General features: G+C 62.2%; 13 protein-coding genes. 8 read left to right on the top strand and 5 right to left on the bottom strand.

The features are described from left to right. Positions 1-8: 8 nt before the first annotated feature. From rimI to J2W40_RS09265, 3 genes are all read right to left on the bottom strand, one after another. Complete coding sequence (rimI, locus tag J2W40_RS09255; RefSeq protein WP_310223872.1) at positions 9-488, bottom strand: ribosomal protein S18-alanine N-acetyltransferase; 480 nt, start codon at positions 486-488, stop codon at positions 9-11. Next, positions 485-1,114 carry a tRNA (adenosine(37)-N6)-threonylcarbamoyltransferase complex dimerization subunit type 1 TsaB gene (gene tsaB, locus J2W40_RS09260; RefSeq protein ID WP_310223874.1) on the bottom strand — a complete coding sequence of 210 codons (630 nt, stop codon included), beginning with the start codon at positions 1,112-1,114 and terminating at the stop codon, positions 485-487. Before tsaB ends, rimI begins: the two co-directional genes overlap by 4 nt. A gap of 86 nt (positions 1,115-1,200) precedes the next feature. Further along, entirely contained in the window at positions 1,201-1,776 is a 576-nt protein-coding gene (locus J2W40_RS09265) for a NifU family protein (protein WP_310223876.1), read from the bottom strand. A 95-nt stretch (positions 1,777-1,871) separates the two neighbouring features. Here J2W40_RS09265 and J2W40_RS09270 point away from each other — a divergent pair, with 95 nt between their 5' ends. From J2W40_RS09270 to J2W40_RS09285, 4 genes are all read left to right on the top strand, one after another. Beyond that, on the top strand, positions 1,872-2,342 hold the full coding sequence (locus tag J2W40_RS09270; RefSeq protein WP_310223877.1) for a pyridoxamine 5'-phosphate oxidase family protein: 471 nt from the start codon (positions 1,872-1,874) through the stop codon (positions 2,340-2,342). Positions 2,343-2,648: 306 nt separating this feature from the next. Continuing rightward, positions 2,649-4,034 (top strand): DEAD/DEAH box helicase, encoded by a 1,386-nt coding sequence (locus J2W40_RS09275; RefSeq protein WP_310223880.1) that lies wholly within the window; start codon positions 2,649-2,651, stop codon positions 4,032-4,034. Between the two features lie 121 nt (positions 4,035-4,155). Continuing rightward, positions 4,156-7,047, top strand: a complete 2,892-nt coding sequence (locus J2W40_RS09280) for a M16 family metallopeptidase (protein WP_310223882.1) — start codon at positions 4,156-4,158, stop codon at positions 7,045-7,047. A gap of 103 nt (positions 7,048-7,150) precedes the next feature. After that, entirely contained in the window at positions 7,151-8,275 is a 1,125-nt protein-coding gene (locus J2W40_RS09285) for a glycosyltransferase family 4 protein (protein WP_310223884.1), read from the top strand. A gap of 4 nt (positions 8,276-8,279) precedes the next feature. On the opposite strand, the gene J2W40_RS09290 is transcribed toward J2W40_RS09285, so the two are convergent. Continuing rightward, a complete protein-coding gene (locus J2W40_RS09290; protein ID WP_409050358.1) occupies positions 8,280-8,888 on the bottom strand; it encodes a TetR/AcrR family transcriptional regulator in 609 nt (202 codons plus the stop codon). 117 nt (positions 8,889-9,005) lie between these two features. Here J2W40_RS09290 and J2W40_RS09295 point away from each other — a divergent pair, with 117 nt between their 5' ends. The 4 genes from J2W40_RS09295 (at position 9,006) to J2W40_RS09310 (ending at position 15,790) form a co-directional block, all read left to right on the top strand. Further along, positions 9,006-10,178 (top strand): efflux RND transporter periplasmic adaptor subunit, encoded by a 1,173-nt coding sequence (locus J2W40_RS09295; protein WP_310223888.1) that lies wholly within the window; start codon positions 9,006-9,008, stop codon positions 10,176-10,178. Positions 10,179-10,181: 3 nt separating this feature from the next. Then, positions 10,182-13,334 (top strand): efflux RND transporter permease subunit, encoded by a 3,153-nt coding sequence (locus J2W40_RS09300; RefSeq protein WP_310223890.1) that lies wholly within the window; start codon positions 10,182-10,184, stop codon positions 13,332-13,334. Positions 13,335-13,336: 2 nt separating this feature from the next. After that, a complete protein-coding gene (locus J2W40_RS09305; RefSeq protein WP_310223892.1) occupies positions 13,337-14,737 on the top strand; it encodes an efflux transporter outer membrane subunit in 1,401 nt (466 codons plus the stop codon). Between the two features lie 108 nt (positions 14,738-14,845). After that, complete coding sequence (locus J2W40_RS09310; protein ID WP_310223894.1) at positions 14,846-15,790, top strand: glutaminase; 945 nt, start codon at positions 14,846-14,848, stop codon at positions 15,788-15,790. Here the strand turns inward: J2W40_RS09310 and J2W40_RS09315 are convergent. Further along, on the bottom strand, positions 15,787-17,574 hold the full coding sequence (locus J2W40_RS09315) for a cation:proton antiporter domain-containing protein (protein ID WP_310223896.1): 1,788 nt from the start codon (positions 17,572-17,574) through the stop codon (positions 15,787-15,789). The genes J2W40_RS09310 and J2W40_RS09315 overlap by 4 nt on opposite strands. Positions 17,575-17,624 lie beyond the last annotated feature (50 nt).

Here is a 17,624-nt window from a genome sequence, read left to right on the forward strand (position 1 = left end):
CTATTGGGTCATATTCGCATATCAATACGAAAGCTCAGAGCATCATGAAGTTGTCCATCGTTGCCGCGATAGTAACCGGGGCGGCGGTGCACATATTCGAACCCCGTTTTCTCGTACAGTTTTATGGCGTTATTTGATGAACGCACTTCCAGGTTCATCGACGTGATGCCCCTACGGCGCGCGCGTAGCAGACTGTCGCGCAAGAGGGCTTCGCCGACACCCCGTCCGCGCCACAAAGGATCTACGGCAAGCAGAAGCAGTTCGCATTCATCCAATACTGACCGCACCAAAGCAAAGCCCAGCGGCAAGGCGTCGATCCGCGCGATGGTTAGCCAAGTACCCGGCATCATCATCACGCCTGCAAGCTGCGCCGACGTCCAGGCTTCACCAAATAAAGGGTCGAACGCAGCCTCCATTACGCTCATTGCATCGGCAATGGCGTTGCGCTCGCCTTCATCGTAGGTGTCGAAGATCAGGTCTGGCATCATGATGCGGCGCGCTCCGCGATCGTTTTGGCATCCGCGCCCCGACCGTAAAGCGGGGTCCAGGGCAGGGGGGGCAGGTCGGCGATCAACGGATGGTCTGCCGCATCGGGATAGATAGTCAGTGCCGCGCCGGACCCCCGCGCGGTGATAAGCGCTTCTGCCCCCGTGCCATAGATGACGGGCGCGCTGATCTGCGCTGCCAATGTGGGGATGGGTGTGGACTGAATGGCCGTGGTTGCGCTCAATCCGTCGCTGGTGAAGGATTGCCAGAAAAGTTCGCCATGGCCGCCGGTTATGGTGACGATGATGGGTGCATCGCTGGCATGTTGCCGCGCCGCGCTGGCGGCGATGATGGACGGGGCGCTATAGCCGCTCAGCGGGAGTTGCCATGCCAGCGCAAGTGCGCGGGCTGCGGCTATGCCGATGCGCACGCCGGTGAAACTGCCTGGCCCGACATCCACCGCAATCGCATCGGCGCGTCCTCCGTCGGGCAGGGCGGCAATGGCCGGCAGCAGAGCTTCGGCATGGCCGCGCCCGACGATTTCATGATGGCGGCCGATGAGCGCGCCGTCTTCCAGCAACGCCACGGACAAGGCCTGTGTCGCAGTGTCGATCACCAGCAGGCGCAAAGGATACTCCCGTTAGGCTCCGCAAAAGAGCGGATTCGCCTAGCGGTTAGTCGATCAGTCGCGTTTTGCCAAATCACATGCGCGGTTCAGACCGCGCGGACTTCCGTGACTTCGGGAACATAATGTTTGAGCAATTGCTCGATCCCGTTCTTGAGCGTCGCGGTGGACGAGGGGCAACCGGCACAGGCACCCTGCATCTTGAGATAGACCGTGCCCTTGTCGAAGCCGCGATAGATGATGTCGCCGCCGTCATTGGCAACAGCCGGGCGCACGCGCGTATCAATGAGTTCGCGGATTTGTTCGACGATTTCGGCGTCCGCCGGATCATCGCCAAAGCTTCCCTCATCGCCGGGCACGCTGATCTCGGCGGCGGAGCCAGCCTTGAAGAGCGGCATGTTGGCGGAAAAATGTTCGAGCAGGGTCGCGAGGATATCCGGCTTTACATAGGCCCATTCGGAACCAGGCGCGATCGTGACGGAAATGAAGTCGCTGCCGAAAAAAACGCCGGTGACATCGCCAAGGCCGAACAGCGCATCGGCGAGCGGAGAAGCCTCGGCTTCCTCCGGCGTCGCGAAGTCGCGAGTGCCTGCGCCCATGACGGTGCGGCCGGGGAGGAATTTGATGGTCGCCGGGTTGGGCGTCAGTTCGGTCTCGATCAGCATGGGCGCTATGTGGAGGCAAGCAGGCCCAAGATCAAGCGGTGGGGAACTTCGTTGGCTGCCGTCGATTGATTGGGGGAAGCAATTGGAGAGCCGATATGAGCACCGAATCCGAAATTCGCGACCGTTTCTGGAGCGATCTGGCGAGCAGCCCGTTCCTGATGATCGGTTTGCAGAACAGCCATGAGCATAGCCTGCCGATGACGGCGCAGCTCGATCCCGATGCCAATCATTGTTTCTGGTTCTACACCAGCCGCGACAACCGGCTGGCCCCCGGCGGCCCGGCGATGGCGCAATATTCGGCCAAGGATCATGATCTGTTCGCCTGCATCGACGGGACGTTGACCGAAGAGACGGACGCGGCGGTCATCGATCGTTATTGGTCCAAGCAGGTCGAGGCCTGGTATCCGGGCGGGCGCAACGATCCCAACCTGCTGATGCTGCGCTTTGATCTGGGCACCGCTGAAATCTGGCGCGCGGACATGTCGCTGACGGGGGTGTTCAAGATGATGTTTGGTGGCGATGTGCGTGACGAGATGAAGACCAAACATGTCGAGATAACGCTCTGAGCCTTTTCACCCAAAGAAATCAGCGGCCGCGACAGCATGTTGCGGCCGCTTGCTTTTTGTCTGCGCCTTCGCCATATACGTTGCAGCGCAGCAGAGGGACCATTTTGGCCCCACAGCGATTGGCAGCGTGATCGTCCGCAAACCTATGGTGGCTGAAGCAGTCACAAAGGGCTCACGGACCGGCCAATGAGAGTCTGCGTCAAGCTTGAGGCTTCCCTTTTCACGCGGGTCGTTTCGTAACCCGCCTTAGCGCCCTTGCTGCGTCCGCAGATCAGGTTGGCGCATGGCCCACTTGTGAGTTTACACATGGAATTCAATGACTTTGGTCTGGCTGAGCCGATCATGAAGGCGCTCGCCTCCAAAAATTACGTTACCCCGACGCCGATCCAGCAAAAAGCCATTCCGGCGCTGCTGGAAGGCAAGGATCTGTGCGGCATCGCGCAGACCGGCACCGGCAAGACGGCGGCGTTCGCGCTGCCCAGCCTCGACTATTTTGCGCGCAATCCCAAGGTCACGCCGCTCAAGGGCTGCCGCATGCTCGTGCTGGCACCGACCCGCGAACTGGCGGCGCAGATCGCGCAGAGCTTTCGCGACTATGGCCGTTTCCTCAAGCTGAGCGTCGAAACCGTGTTCGGCGGCGTGCCGATCAACAAGCAGATCCGCGTTCTGGCTGGCGGCGTCGACATCGTCGTCGCGACGCCGGGCCGCCTGCTCGACCTGATCGACCAGCGCGCGCTGACCATCAAGGACACGGAAATCTTCGTTCTCGACGAAGCCGACCAGATGATGGACATGGGCTTCATCCAACCGTTGAAGCGTGTCGCCAAGATGCTGCCGCGCGAACGGCAGAATCTGTTCTTCTCGGCCACCATGCCCAAGGAAATCGAAGCGCTCGCCGCCCAGTTCCTCAACGATCCGGTCAAGGTCAGCGTCGCGCCGCAATCGACCACGGCGGAGCGTGTGCGTCAGCGCGCGATCTTCGTGAACCAGGCGGAAAAGCAGGCGCTGCTTCACCTGATGCTCAAGAGCGAAGAGATTGATCGCGCGCTGATCTTCACGCGCACCAAACATGGTGCCGACCGTGTCGTGCGCTTCCTGGAAGGTGCCGGGATCGACGCTTTCGCGATCCATGGCAATAAGAGCCAGGGCCAGCGCACCACGGCCTTGCAGGCATTCCGCCAGGGCAAGGTCAAGCTGCTGGTCGCGACCGACATCGCCGCGCGCGGCATCGACGTGTCGGGCGTGTCGCATGTCATCAACTTCGAAATTCCCAATGTGGCGGAACAATATGTCCACCGCATCGGCCGCACCGCGCGCGCTGGTGCCGAAGGCATCGCGATCAGCTTCGTGGCGGATGACGAGCGTCCCTTCCTCAAGGCCATCGAAAAGACGACCCGCGTAAAGCTGGAAATCGAGGCGCTGCCTGAGAATTTCATGGAAGCGGTACGCAACATGCCCAAGCCCGCAGCCCCGAAAAAGGGTCCGAGCCAGTCGCCCCAGCAGCAGGCGCGTCGCGCCGATGGTCAGCGCAAATATCAGGACGGCCAGAAGCAGTCGCGCGGCACGCCGGATCGGGCGCATCGCCCCGACTCCGAGGGTGGTGAGAAGCGTCCCTTCCGTCGTCGCCGCAGCGGCGGCCCGGTCGGCGCGCACAAGAGCGCCGTCCAGCGCACGGGCGCACCGCGCGCATAAACAGGATCGAGCGTGCCGGGACGGGTTCCCGGCACGCTCCACCCGATGGGGGAAACAGTCTCCCGTCCTGACGATGATTGTCAGTGGCCATTCAGGAAAGTGCCGCTAGGCTAATGGGCCTATGCATTTTTTCCCCCGCCGTTCGGCCACTTCGCTCTCCGTTCTCGCCCTGTTGCTGTCGGTATCGTCCGTGCCGCTTGTCGCACAGACGCAATCTCCGACCGCTCTTGCCAGGACGGGCGCGGCGCAGGCGCAAACGCGCCCCTGGCTATATGAAAATAGCGATGTGCCGATTGATGCCGCATGGCAGTTCGGCACGCTGTCCAACGGCTTGCGTTACGCCATCCGCCGCAACGGCGTGCCGCCGGGGCAGGTGTCGGTGCGGTTACGGATCGATGCCGGATCGCTGATGGAGCGGCCCGATGAAATGGGATACGCCCATTATATGGAGCATCTGACCTTCAGGGGATCGCGCCATGTGCCCGACGGTGAGTCCAAGCGCATCTGGCAGCGGTTGGGCGTCACATTCGGCAGCGACAGCAATGCCCAAACAACGCCGACAGGAACGACCTATGCGCTCGACCTGCCGCAGGCGAATCCGGCGAGTTTGGGGGAGAGCCTTAAAATCCTGTCCGGCATGATGGCCGACCCGAATATCGTCGATAGTGCGGTGGCCGCCGAGCGCGCCGTGGTTCTGGCCGAGCGGCGGGAGAGCGACGGCATGCAGATGCGCGTGTCCGACGCCAGCCGCCAACATTTCTTCGCCGGACAGCCCTTGGCCGACCGTGCGCCTATCGGCACCGTGGCAACGATCAATGCAGCGACCGCCGCCCGCATGGAGGCCTTTCATCAGCGTTGGTATCGACCAGAAAATGCCGTCATCGCGATAGCAGGCGATATCGATCCGGCGCAGGCCGAGCAGCTTATTCGCGATCATTTCGCCGCCTGGACCGTACCGGGCAAAGGTGCCCCCGCCCCCGACTTTGGCAGGCCCGACCCCAAAAGCCCGGCAACGCGGGTGTTGGTCGAACCCGGCGCACCGGTGGGGCTGACCGCGGCCTGGCTGCGCCCGTGGGAGCCGCGCGCTGACACGATCCTCTATAATCAGGACAAGCTGACCGACATGCTGGCGCTGCAGATCATCAGTCGCCGGCTGGAACAGGCGGCAAGGGCCGGTGGCAGTTTTCTGCAGGCCAGTGTCGAGCAGCAGGATGTCAGCCGCTCTGCGGATGGCACTTTCCTATCGATCATTCCCGCCAATGATGATTGGGAGAAAGCACTGACAGATGTCCGTGCGATCGTGGAAGATGCCAAGGCCAGTCCACCCAGTCAGTTGGAAATCGACCGGGAATATGCCCAAATGGACACGGCCCTGTCGATCCAGGTCGAAAATGCCGATACCGAATCGGGTGCCAAGCAGGCGAGCGATCTGGTCAGCGCGGTGGATATTCGCGAAACCACCGTCAGCCCGCAGGCCGCCGTGGACATTTTCCGCGCCGGTAAGCCCGCCATGACCCCGCAGAAGATATTGGATTCGACCCGGCGGCTATTTTCCGCCGACGTGTTTCGCGCCCTGCTGGTAACCGGTAAGGTGGAGGCGGGAACGGACAAGCGCCTAGCGGCGGCGGTCGCGGCTCCGGTCAAGGCGGCGACCAATGTTCGACTGGCCGAAAAGCCCGTGACGATGGATGACCTACCCGCATTGGGCGCACCGGCAACGGTGGTATCGCGCAGCGCGATTGGTTTGCCGGGCATGGAGAGCATTAAATTTTCGAACGGCGTCAAGCTGACCCTGTTCGCCAATGATGCCGAGACCGAGAAGGTGCGGATCAACGTCCGTTTCGGGCATGGCCAGCAGAGTTTTTCGCCGACCAAGCCAGTGCCAAGCTGGGCGGGAGGATATGCGCTCGTCGCCAGCGGTATCGGCAAGCTGGGCCAGCGCGAACTGGACGAACTGACCAATGGCCGCCGCATGGGCATGGAGTTCGGCATCGACGATGATGCGTTCGAATTGCAGGCGGTGACCCGACCCGCCGATTATCGCGACCAGTTGCGCCTGTTTGCGACCAAGCTTGCGGCGCCCGGCTGGGACCCGGCACCGATCGAACGGGTCAAGACCGGGGCGATGCTGGCCTATGATGCCATGTCGCAATCGGCCGACGCCGTGTTGGCGCGAGACCTGAACTGGTTGCTGCATGACAAGGATGTGCGATTCCGCACGCCTTCGCGCGAAGAGATCGCGGCGCTTACGCCGCAGGCGTTCCGGGCGGTGTGGGAGCCGGTACTCGCGTCCGGGCCGATAGAGATCCAGATATTCGGGCATGTGAAGGCTGAGGAAGCGATCCAGGCGGTCGCCGCGACCTTCGGGGCGCTGCCACCCCGATCCGATACGCCCGCTCCCGCCGCCAATCGCGCGATGCGCTTTCCTGCGCCTGTCAAAAATCCGGTGGTGTTGCGTCACAAGGGCGACAAGGATCAGGCAGCCGCCGTCATGGCCTGGCCGACGGCGGGGGGCTTTGCCTTGCAGAAGGAAGCGCGGCAGTTGGAGATATTGACGCAGATCTTCAACGATCGCCTGTTTGACCGACTACGCTCTGCAGAGGGTGCGGCCTATTCGCCAAGCGTCCAGAACAACTGGCCTTTCTCCTATGATGCGGGCGGCTATATTTTGGTCACCAGTCAGGTCCGGCCCGACCGCATCAATTATTTTTACGATGTCGTTCGGAACACGGCCGCCGATCTGGTGAAGAATCCGGTCAGTGACGACGAATTGCAGCGCGCGGTGGCACCGATGCGGCAATTATTGACGCGGGCCAGCACCGGCAACGCCTTTTGGATGAACCAGATGGAAGGGGCGACTCACGATCCACGCTATGTCGAGGCGATGCAGCGTATGGGGCAGGATATGCTGACCGTGACCGCGCCACAATTACAGGAACTGGCCGCCAAATATCTTGTGTCCGGCAAAAGCTGGTCTGCCATTGTCCTGCCGGAGGGTGTGACGGCGAAATAATCTGGCGAGCAGCGGATTTTTGCTTGCGGTTTTACCCTGCCGGCCGATAGCCGCGCACGGGAATAGTGAGCGTGGGATGCGATGACGTGATGGATATGACGCCATGAGCCTGCGACTCATTCTTTCGGTCGAGGCGCTGGAACCGCGCCTTTCGGGGATCGGCCGCTATAGCTGGGAGCTGGCACAACGCCTCCCGCTGATGGATGACGTCGAAAAAATCCGATTCTACCGCAATGGCGAGTGGATCGTCGATCCAGCGAGCTTGCTGGTCGATAGGGCTGGCGGTCCTCGGCGGCATATAGTGTATCGCTGGCTGCGCAAGCATAGCAAATGGGCGCGCAATGTGCGGGACGCTTCGGTCATGCGGTCGCACCTGTTTCACGGGCCGAATTATTTTCTGCCGCCGCGCGGGGAGGGTGGCGTCATCACCGTCCATGACCTGTCGATCTTTCGCTATCCAGAAACCCATCCGGCGGCCCGGCTGCGGCAGTTCGAGCGCTATTTTCGCCTCTCGGTCGAAAGGGCGGCGCATATCATCACGGACACCGAGACGACGCGCGCGGAAGTCGCCAGTTTTCTCGCGATTGATCCGGCTATGGTGACGGCGGTGCCGCTGGCGGCCAGTCCCGACTTCCACCCACGCACCGACGCCGCGATCGCGCCGACGTTGGCGCGCTATGACCTGATGCCCCAAGGCTATGCCCTGTGCGTTTCCACGGTCGAGCCGCGCAAGCGGATCGCGGAATTGCTGTTCGCCTGGGAGAAACTGCCGCCCAGCGTGCGGAATCGTTGGCCATTGATGGTGACCGGCGGGGCCGGGTGGCTGAGCGATGTGGTCAAAGAGCGGATGATCAAGGGCGCGCGCGAAGGATGGGTGCGTTATCTGGGTTTTGTACCCGATGCGGACTTGCCCCTGCTTTATGCCGGTGCGGCGTTGTTCGTCTATCCTTCGGTCTATGAGGGCTTTGGTCTGCCACCCGTGGAAGCCATGGCAAGCGGGGTGCCGGTGGTCGTTGCCGATGCGTCCTGCCTGCCAGAGGTAACCGGCGGCGCAGCGATGCTGGTTGCGCCGGAGGATATTGATGCCTTTGCCAGTCGTCTGGAGCAGGCGCTGGTCGATGACGGCTGGCGGGAGCAAGCGCGCACGGCGGGGCTTCGCGTGGCGTCCGGTTATAGCTGGGACCGCTGCGCGCGGGAAACTATGGACGTCTATCGCAAACTGCGCTGACCATTCAGTCGATGGCGCGCAGCGCGGCGAGGATCATGCGCGCCGACAGGGCACCAGCGGCCGCTGCGCTCAATGTCGGCCGCGACAGGCTGCGATGGCCCAGCCCGAACATGCAGGCTAACACCACTTCCTCCGCGCCCTCCAGCGCTTCGCCCGACAGGTCGGGATTGGCCGCGCAGGCAAAATCGCGAATATAGGTGCGGAAGCGGGTGCACATATTCGCAATCGTGTCACCAACGGCGGGGTTGCGGAAACTTTCGGCCAATATGTCGAAGGAGAGAGCCTCGTTCTTTTCGTCGATCGTATGCAGCAGCAATTGTTCGAACGTCTGTTCGATCGACAACAAGCCGGCATGCAACCGTTCGCGCAGGATGGCCATGTCGTCACACCATTCGTCGGCGTCGGCATGGACAAGGGCTTCGATAATGTCTTCCTTGCCCTTGAAGAGCCGATATATCTGGCCGACCGACACTTGGGCAGCGGTCGCCAGTTCCGCCATCGAGGTCTGGTGGAACCCATGGCTGTCGAACAGGTCACGGGCCGCCGCCAAAATGCGGGCCTTGCCGGATTTCTCTATGTTCACCACGCTCTTGCTATGCTGCACCGCAACCAATTTCTGCTCCCCTGCGATTTTGTCTCTTGAATATCCTGTGGCACGAACCTAATTGCGGGGCAAGCGGAATGAACGTTCATTCCGAATGCATATCTACATCGGAACGGAATTCAGGCGATGCACAAGGGGACATTCATCGGGCTGCTGGCGTGCGCGTCGGCATTGGCGCTGAGCGCATGCGGGGAAAGCCCGCCGCCCGCGCCCCCGCCACCAGCCGTCGGCGTCGTCACGTTGAAAACCGAGTCGGTGCCGTTGGTAAATGAATTGCCGGGCCGCATCGTGGCCCTGGAAATTGCGGAGGTGCGTCCGCAGATCAGTGGCGTCATTCGCCGCCGCCTGTTTACCGAGGGCGGCACGGTGCGCGCGGGGCAGTTGCTTTACGAAATCGAGGACGCGCCGTACCGCGCGGCGCTGGCACAAGCGCAAGGCTCGCTGGCCCGCGCCAACGCCGCGATCCGATCGACGGCGTTGCAGGCGCAGCGCTACAAGGATCTTGTCGGTGTGAACGCCGTCAGCCGTCAGGAATATGATGATGCCGATGCGGCGGCGCAGCAAGCGCGCGCCGATGTTGCAGCGCAGCGTGGCGCGTTGCAGGCCGCCCAGGTCAATCAGGGCTTCACCCGCATCAAGGCGCCGATTTCGGGCCGGATCGGCCGGTCTCTGTTCACGCCCGGCGCGCTGGTTCAGACCGGGCAGGCCGATCCGCTGGCGACGATCCAACGCACCGATTCGGTGTATGTCGACATGACGCAATCCGCCGCCGAGATCATCGACCTCAAGCAAGCGATGAAGCGGGGCGGTGTCAGCGAAGCAGACGGCGCACGCATCCAGTTGCTGCTGCCCAATGGCAGCACCTACCCGATCGAGGGACGGCTGCAATTTTCCGAAGTGTCGGTCGATCCGACATCGGGTGCAGTAACATTACGCGCGACCTTCCCCAATCCCGACGGGATGCTGCTGCCGGGCATGTATGTCCGCGCCAAACTGGTCGAAGGCCAGCAGAGCGAGGCGATATTGGCACCGCAGCAGGGCATCACCCGCGATGCGCGTGGCCGAGCCACGGCAATGGTGCTGGGGAAAGACAATAAGGCCGAGATGCGCCAGGTGCAGGTGACCCGCGCCGTGGGCGACAAGTGGATCGTGACCAGCGGTTTGAAGCCCGGCGACAAGCTGATCGTGGAAGGGCTGCTCAACCTGCGCCCCGGCACGGTCGTCACGCCCGGCGCACCGCAGCAGGTGACGGCGGCGCAAGGCGCGCCGCAAGGATCAAAGCAGGGCGGGGCGAACTAAGCCATGGCACGCTATTTCATCGACAGGCCCATCTTCGCATGGGTCTTGGCCATAGTCATGATGCTGGCCGGCCTGCTTGCGCTTCGCACGCTGCCCGTGGCGCAATTCCCCGAAATTGCCCCGCCTTCGGTCGGCATTTCCACCAGCTATCCGGGCGCAAACGCCCAAACGCTGGAAAGCACGACGACGCAGATCATCGAGCAACAGCTCAAGGGCATCGACAATCTGCGCTATTTCTCCTCCACCAGTGACGGCGCGGGCAACCTATCCATCACCCTGACCTTCGAGCAGGGGACGGACGCGGACATCGCGCAGGTGCAGGTCCAGAACAAGCTGTCGCAGGCGACGCCGCTATTGCCGCAGGAAGTGCAGCAACAAGGGCTGCGCGTCACGAAATCGACGTCCAGCTTCCTGCTCGTCATGGCGGTCTATGCCGATGATGGCATTCATGATCAGCAGGATGCGGGCGATTTCGTCGCATCGACCCTGCAAGATCCTATCAGCCGTGTGGAAGGCGTAGGCGACACCCAGTTGTTGGGCGCGCAATATGCCATGCGCGTGTGGCTCGATCCCTATAAGATGGCCAATCTGGGGGTCACAACCGGCGATGTGAAAGCCGCGATCCAGGCCCAGAATGCCCAGGTTTCCGCTGGCCAGATCGGCGGCACGCCGTCGCCGAAGGGCCAAGCGCTCAACGCCACCATCACCGCCCAGTCGCGCCTGCGGACGCCGGATGAATTTCGCGCGATCCGCCTTCGCAGCAACAGCGACGGCGCAGTCGTGCGTCTGTCGGACGTGGCGCGCGTCGAATTGGGTTCCGAAAATTACAGCTTCGGTGCGAAGTTCAATGGCCATCCAGCGGCCGGTTTCGGTATCAAACTCGCCCCCGGCGCGAACGCGCTCGATACGGTGGAAGGCGTCAAGGATCAGATCAAGGCGCAGTCCAAGAATTTCCCGTCCTGGGTCAAATATGATTTTCCGGTCGATAACTCGACCTTTGTGGCCCTTTCGGTCGAGCAGGTCATCCACACGCTGATCGAGGCAGTTCTGCTTGTCTTCGTGGTGATGTTCGTCTTCCTCCAGAACTGGCGCGCCACGCTGATCCCAACCATCGCCGTGCCGGTGGTGCTGTTGGGATCGCTCGCCATCCTGAGCGCGGCCGGTTTCACCATCAACACGCTGACCCTGTTTGGCATGGTGTTGGCGATCGGCCTCTTGGTCGATGACGCGATCGTGGTGGTCGAGAATGTCGAGCGCCTGATCCAGGACGAAGGGCTTAGCCCCAAGGAGGCGGCCAAGAAGTCGATGGACGAGATCAGCGGCGCGCTGATCGGCATCGGCCTGGTCCTGTCGGCGGTGTTCCTGCCGATGGCCTTCTTCGCTGGATCGACCGGCGTCATCTTCCGCCAATTTTCGATCACCATCGTGTCCTCGATGATCCTGTCGGTGCTGGTCGCGTTGATCCTGACGCCCGCTTTGTGCGCCACGATCCTCAAGCCCGCCAAACATGGCCATGCCGACAAGAAGGGCTTTTTCGGTTGGTTCAACCGCACCTTCGACAAGGGCGTGAAGGGCTATGGCCGCAATGTCGAAAAGATCGAGCATCGTTGGGGCCGCAGCATGCTGGTCTATGCCGCGATCGTCGTCGGGATGGTCTTCATATTTCTGCGCTTGCCGAGCGGCTTCCTGCCGGAGGAAGATCAAGGATCGTTGATCAGCCAGGTCTCCTTGCCTGCCGGTTCTTCACTGGAAGAGACCGAACGCACGCTGGCCAGGGTGCGCGACCATTTCCTCCAGTCTGAAAAGGACAATGTCGCGGCCGTCTTCACCATTTCGGGCTTCGGCTTCGTAGGCCAGGGTCAGAATGTCGGCATCGTCTTTGCCCGCATGAAGGACTGGTCCGAACGCAAGGGTTCGGACAATAGCGTCATGGCGGTTGCCCAGCGCGCGAACATGGCGTTCAGCAAGATTTCTTCGGGCATGGTCATCGCTTTCGTACCGCCTGCTGTGCAGGAATTGGGCAATGCGTCCGGCTTCGACCTGCAATTGCTCGACAACGCCAATATCGGCCATGAAAAGCTGTTGGAGGCACGCAACCAGCTATTGGGCATGGCGATGGCCGACAAGCGTTTGGCGCAGGTGCGTCCCAACGGTCTGGAGGATACGCCGCAGCTCAAGCTCAATGTCGATCAGGCCGCAGCGGGCGCGTTGGGCATTGCCCAAGCGGACGTCAACGACACAATCAGCACAAACATGGGCAGCAGCTACGTCAACGATTTCATCGATCGCGACCGAGTAAAGCGTGTGTTCGTGCAGGCCGACGCGCCTTATCGTTCATCGCCCGACGCCATCGGCGCGTTGCATGTGCGCGGTAGCAGTGGCGTGATGGCACCCTTGTCTTCGTTCGTGACGTCCGAATGGACCCAGGGTCCGGCGCGTCTGGAACGTTTCAACGGCGTGCCGTCGATGAATATCATGGGCGCGCCCGCACCCGGCGTCGCGAGCGGCACGGCGATGCAGGCTATGGAAGAACATATCGCCAAATTGCCGCCGGGCATCGGCTATAGCTGGAACGGCATTTCCTATGAGGAACGGACGTCCGGCGGGCAGGCAGGCTATGTTTATGCGCTGTCGCTGCTGATCGTCTTCCTGTGCCTTGCAGCGCTCTATGAAAGCTGGTCGGTGCCGATCGCGGTTATGCTGGTGGTGCCGTTGGGCGTGCTGGGTGCGGTCATTGCCGCCACGCTGGCGGGCCTCAACAACGACATCTATCTGCAGGTCGGGTTGATCACCACCATCGGCGTGTCGGCCAAGAACGCGATCCTGATCGTGGAGTTCGCCGAAGAGAAGATGCGCGAAGGGCTGTCGCCTGCGGCGGCGGCGCTGGAAGCGGGCAAGCTGCGCTTGCGGCCGATCCTGATGACCAGCTTCGCCTTCATCTTCGGCGTGCTGCCCTTGGCCTTGTCCAACGGGGCGGGCGCGGGCGGTCAGAATGCGATCGGCTGGGCCGTGGTCGGCGGCATGTTGTCAGCGACAGTGCTGGCGATCTTCTTCGTCCCCGTGTTCTTCACCGTCGTGAAGCGGCTATTCCGCGAACATAAGACTCATGAAGCGGCCGACGACCGGGCAACGCCCGCCGCGCCGCAGGAGGCATGATCATGCATAATATAAAGGCGCTGGGCGCCATCACCCTGTCGCTGGCACTCGCCGCGTGCGACATGGCACCCAAATATGTGCGGCCGCAACTGGCGGTCCCGGCCGCCTCTCCGCAGGGACCAGCCTATGGCACCGATGGCGGCGCGGCGATCGTCCCGGCCGATACCGCGTGGCGTGATTTCTTCACCGATGCGCGGCTGGCGCGGGTAATCGAGACCGCACTGGCGAACAACCGTGACCTGCGCATTGCCCTGGCCAATGTCGAACAGGCGCGGGCGCAATATCGGGTGCAGCGGGCCGACCTGTTGCCTGGCGTTTCTGCAGGCGGCACCGCCACGTACCAGGACTCGCCCTTTTCGCTGGCGGGATCGGGGCGGACGGACTTGTATCAGGCGCAGGTCGGCATTTCCGCCTGGGAAGTTGATCTGTTCGGCCGGGTGCGGAACCTGAGCAAAGCGGCGCAGGAGCAATATTTCGCGAGCGTCGAAACGCGCAATGCAGCGCAGACCGCGCTGATCGCCGAAACGGCCAATGCCTGGCTCACCATGGCCGCGGATCAGGAACGGTTGCGCATCGCGCGCGACCTAGAACAGGCGTTCGGCAAGACGCTGGAACTCAACCGCGCGCGCTTTGCCAAGGGCATCGCGTCCGAACTGGAAGTGCGTCAGGCGCAGACCAGCTATGATGCGGCACGATCGACCATTGCCGAAACGACGACCCTGGTCGCGCAGGATCAAAATGCGTTGAACCTGCTGGCCGGAACGACCGTGCCTGCGACCGACCTGCCCGACAGCTTTCCCACGACCGATGCCACGATCGAAAATCTGCCGGCCAATATCGCGTCGGAGGTGCTGCTGCGTCGCCCGGACATTGCATCGGCGGAGCATCAATTGCTGAGCGCCAACGCCAATATCGGCGCGGCGCGGGCGGCGTTTTTTCCCAATATATCGCTGACGGCGGCATTTGGTTCGCTCAGCCTTGGCCTGTCCAACCTGTTCGGGTCAGGCAGCAGTTTCTGGTCGGTAGCGCCGACAGCCTCTTTGCCAATCTTCGACTTCGGGAAGAACAAGGGCAATCTGGCCTATGCCAAGGCGACCTATGACGCGATGCTGGCGACCTATGAAAAGAGCGTCCAGACGGGCTTTCGCGAAGTTGCGGATGCGCTAGCTCGGCGTGGCACGATGGGGCAGCAGCTTGAAGCGCAGACGTCGCAGCGTGATGCGGCGCGCGTAGCTTATACGCTGTCCGATGCCCGGTTTCGGGCGGGCGTCGATGGCTTCCTGACCACATTGGATTCGCAAAGGGCTCTGTCCAATGCAGAACAGAGCCTGCTCACCACACGCCTGACGCGCGCCACGAATATGGTCGAACTGTATCGGGCGATCGGTGGCGGGCTGAAATAGCAGCGCGGCGCGCGACCGCCGATTGGGGTCAGGATAGATTTTCCTGTCCCGTGACAAACCATAGGGGCTATGATCCGGTCATCGCTCCTATGGATTGTACCAGCGCTCATGATGCCAGACCTCGATGCCATTGTTGCCGATATCATCGCTACAATGGCGCAAGCGGAGGAGCGTGGTGCCGTCGCGGCCTATATCCCCGAACTGGCCAAGGTGGACCCCGCCCAATTCGGCATCGCCATCGTTACAGCCGATGGACGGATGATCACGGGCGGCGACGCAGACACCGGCTTTTCGATCCAGTCGATTTCCAAGGTCTTTGCCCTGACGCTGGCATTGGGCAAGGTCGGGGATCAGCTATGGGAACGGGTCGGACGGGAACCGTCGGGCAATGCGTTCAATTCCATCACCCAGTTGGAGCATGAGCAGGGGATTCCGCGCAACCCCTTTATCAATGCGGGGGCGATCGTGGTGACCGACGTCAATCTGGGTGGGCATCAGCCGCGCGTTGCGATCGGGGAGATGCTGCGCTTTCTCCATTATCTCTGCGAGGACGACAGTATCGCGATCAATGAAGCGGTTGCCGCGTCGGAAACGGCGACTGGATTTCGCAACGCCGCTCTCGCCAACTATATGCGCGCCTTCGATAATGTCCGTCATCCCGTCGACCTGGTGCTGGGCAGCTATTTTCATCAATGCGCGATCGAGATGAGTTGTCGGCAACTCGCTCTGGCGGGGCGGTTTCTGATGCTGGACGGGCGGCATCCGGGCGGGGGCAGGGTTGTGTCACCGCGCCGGGCGCGACGCATCAACGCGCTGATGCTGACGTGCGGCCATTATGATGCGTCGGGCGACTTCGCCTTTCGCGTAGGCATTCCCGGCAAGTCCGGGGTTGGCGGCGGCATATTGGCCATCGTGCCTGGCAGCGCGTCGATCGCGGTCTGGTCACCGGGCCTCAACGCGAGCGGCAACAGCCAGATCGGCACACAGGCGCTAGAGGAACTGGCGCGGCATACGGGCTGGTCAGTGTTCAGTCCGCCTGTCGTGGAGGATTAAGCGGCCTCTTCGTCCTGCCGAAGCCGCCGCAGCCTGGGTGGGGTCGCCATCTGCGCGGCCTCCTTGATTCCGATGCGCAAATCTTCGCGGGTCTGGTGAATGGAGGCAATGACGGGCCCCATGGCGACGCCCAGATCGACCAGCGCGGTTTCGGCCAGTTGCAGCGAACTTTCCAACGTTTCCGGGACCGCATCGCTGGCGCCCACGCGATAAAGCTGCGCGGCATGGTCGGTATCGCGGGCACGCGCGATGATCGGCAGGTCGGGCACCCAGCCTCGCACCCGCTGCGTCACGCGCACGGACAGCACCGGATCGTCCATCGTCAGGATAAGTGCGCGGGCGTGGCCCAGCCGCAGCTTATCCAGCATCTCAACCCGCGACACATCGCCGAACAATATGGGATAGCCCGCCCGCCGCGCATCGGCGACAACATCGGGGTCGGATTCCACGACGATGAAGCGCTGCTTATGGATTTTGAGCAAATCGCACACCATGCGCCCGACCCGGCCGAAGCCGATGACGACCGCGGCCGCTTCGGCATGTTCCTCCGTGGCGTCGACGCGATCCTCGCCAAGCGCCATTTCCAGTCGCCGCGCAACGTCATGGCCGATCCGTGCCAGCAGAGGCGTGATCGTCAGGCCGATTGCGGTCACGATCTGCCAGAAGGCGGCGGTGGACGGCAGGATCAGTTGCGCCGCCGCCGCAGTGGACAGCACGATCAACGTGGTTTCCGACGGGCTGGACATCAAGACGCCGACTTCCAGCGCCGTGCCTTTGCGCGCGCCGGAGAAATAGAGGAGCGCGGATGTCACCAACGTCTTGGCGAAAACGACGCCGACGACCGCCAATAACAGGCTCTGCCAGTTTGCGAGAATGACCCGCAGATCGAGGCTCATGCCCACGGTGATGAGAAACACGCCGAGCGCCAGCCCCTTGAACGGCGCGGTCATCACTTCGACCTCGCCATGATAATCGGTTTCGGCGATCAGCAAGCCTGCGAGCAGCGCGCCAACAATCGGCGACAGGCCTGCAATAGAGGTGGCAAGGCTGGATACGATGACGACCAACAGGCTGGCGGCGAGGAATACTTCCGGGCTTTTGGTCCTTGCGGCCTGACTGAACACATGGGGCAGAAGGAAGCGGCCCATCACCAGCATGAAAGCGATGGTAATGCCACCGCGCAGCAACGTACCGCCCATCGCTGCCCATGCCCCGTCAGGACTGGCGGCGACGGAAGGAGCCAGCGCGCCCAGCATGAAGATGATCGGGACCAGGGCCAGATCTTCGAACAAGAGCATTGAAAAGGCCGCGCGACCGACCGCGCTCTGCGTGCCGACCATGGGCAGAACGACCGCCGTGGAGGAAAGGGCGAGGGCTAGGCCCAGTCCGATCGCACCCGCCGTCGGTTGCCCAAGCAGATACAGACCCGCCGCAATCAGCATCGCGCTCAAGATCAGTTCCGCAGCACCGACGCCGAACACCTGCGTCCGCATCGTCCATAATCGGCGGAAACTCAGTTCCAGTCCGATCGAAAACAGCAGCAATATGACGCCCAACTCGGCGAATGGCTCAATCGCCTCCTGGTTCGAGATCGTTACATGATAGAGCCAGGGATATTGCCCGACGAGCGCGCCAAGGCCGTTCGGTCCCACCGCTAATCCGACCAGGATGAAGCCAATGACCGGACTGATGCGAAAGCGGGAAAAGCCGGGAATGACTAGCCCGGCCGCGCCGAGAATGACGAGGGAGTCGCTAAAACTGTGGGGATTTATTGCACCGACCATGCCGCCACCATTGCGCCAAGTCAGCGCAATATCCAGTCATTTGGTTGAAA

It is taken from the genome of Sphingobium xenophagum, from assembly GCF_031457465.1.
Taxonomy (GTDB): domain Bacteria; phylum Pseudomonadota; class Alphaproteobacteria; order Sphingomonadales; family Sphingomonadaceae; genus Sphingobium; species Sphingobium xenophagum_A.

What these genes read in the sequence shown, in the direction of transcription:
- J2W40_RS09310 (WP_310223894.1), top strand. Translation starts at nt 14,846, where the DNA reads ATGATGCCAGACCTCGATGCCATTGTTGCCGATATCATCGCTACAATG.
- J2W40_RS09270 (WP_310223877.1), top strand. Translation starts at nt 1,872, where the DNA reads ATGAGCACCGAATCCGAAATTCGCGACCGTTTCTGGAGCGATCTGGCG.
- J2W40_RS09315 (WP_310223896.1), bottom strand. Translation starts at nt 17,574, where the DNA reads ATGGTCGGTGCAATAAATCCCCACAGTTTTAGCGACTCCCTCGTCATT.
- J2W40_RS09300 (WP_310223890.1), top strand. Translation starts at nt 10,182, where the DNA reads ATGGCACGCTATTTCATCGACAGGCCCATCTTCGCATGGGTCTTGGCC.
- rimI (WP_310223872.1), bottom strand. Translation starts at nt 488, where the DNA reads ATGATGCCAGACCTGATCTTCGACACCTACGATGAAGGCGAGCGCAAC.
- J2W40_RS09280 (WP_310223882.1), top strand. Translation starts at nt 4,156, where the DNA reads ATGCATTTTTTCCCCCGCCGTTCGGCCACTTCGCTCTCCGTTCTCGCC.
- J2W40_RS09275 (WP_310223880.1), top strand. Translation starts at nt 2,649, where the DNA reads ATGGAATTCAATGACTTTGGTCTGGCTGAGCCGATCATGAAGGCGCTC.
- J2W40_RS09295 (WP_310223888.1), top strand. Translation starts at nt 9,006, where the DNA reads ATGCACAAGGGGACATTCATCGGGCTGCTGGCGTGCGCGTCGGCATTG.
- J2W40_RS09265 (WP_310223876.1), bottom strand. Translation starts at nt 1,776, where the DNA reads ATGCTGATCGAGACCGAACTGACGCCCAACCCGGCGACCATCAAATTC.
- J2W40_RS09305 (WP_310223892.1), top strand. Translation starts at nt 13,337, where the DNA reads ATGCATAATATAAAGGCGCTGGGCGCCATCACCCTGTCGCTGGCACTC.
- J2W40_RS09285 (WP_310223884.1), top strand. Translation starts at nt 7,151, where the DNA reads ATGAGCCTGCGACTCATTCTTTCGGTCGAGGCGCTGGAACCGCGCCTT.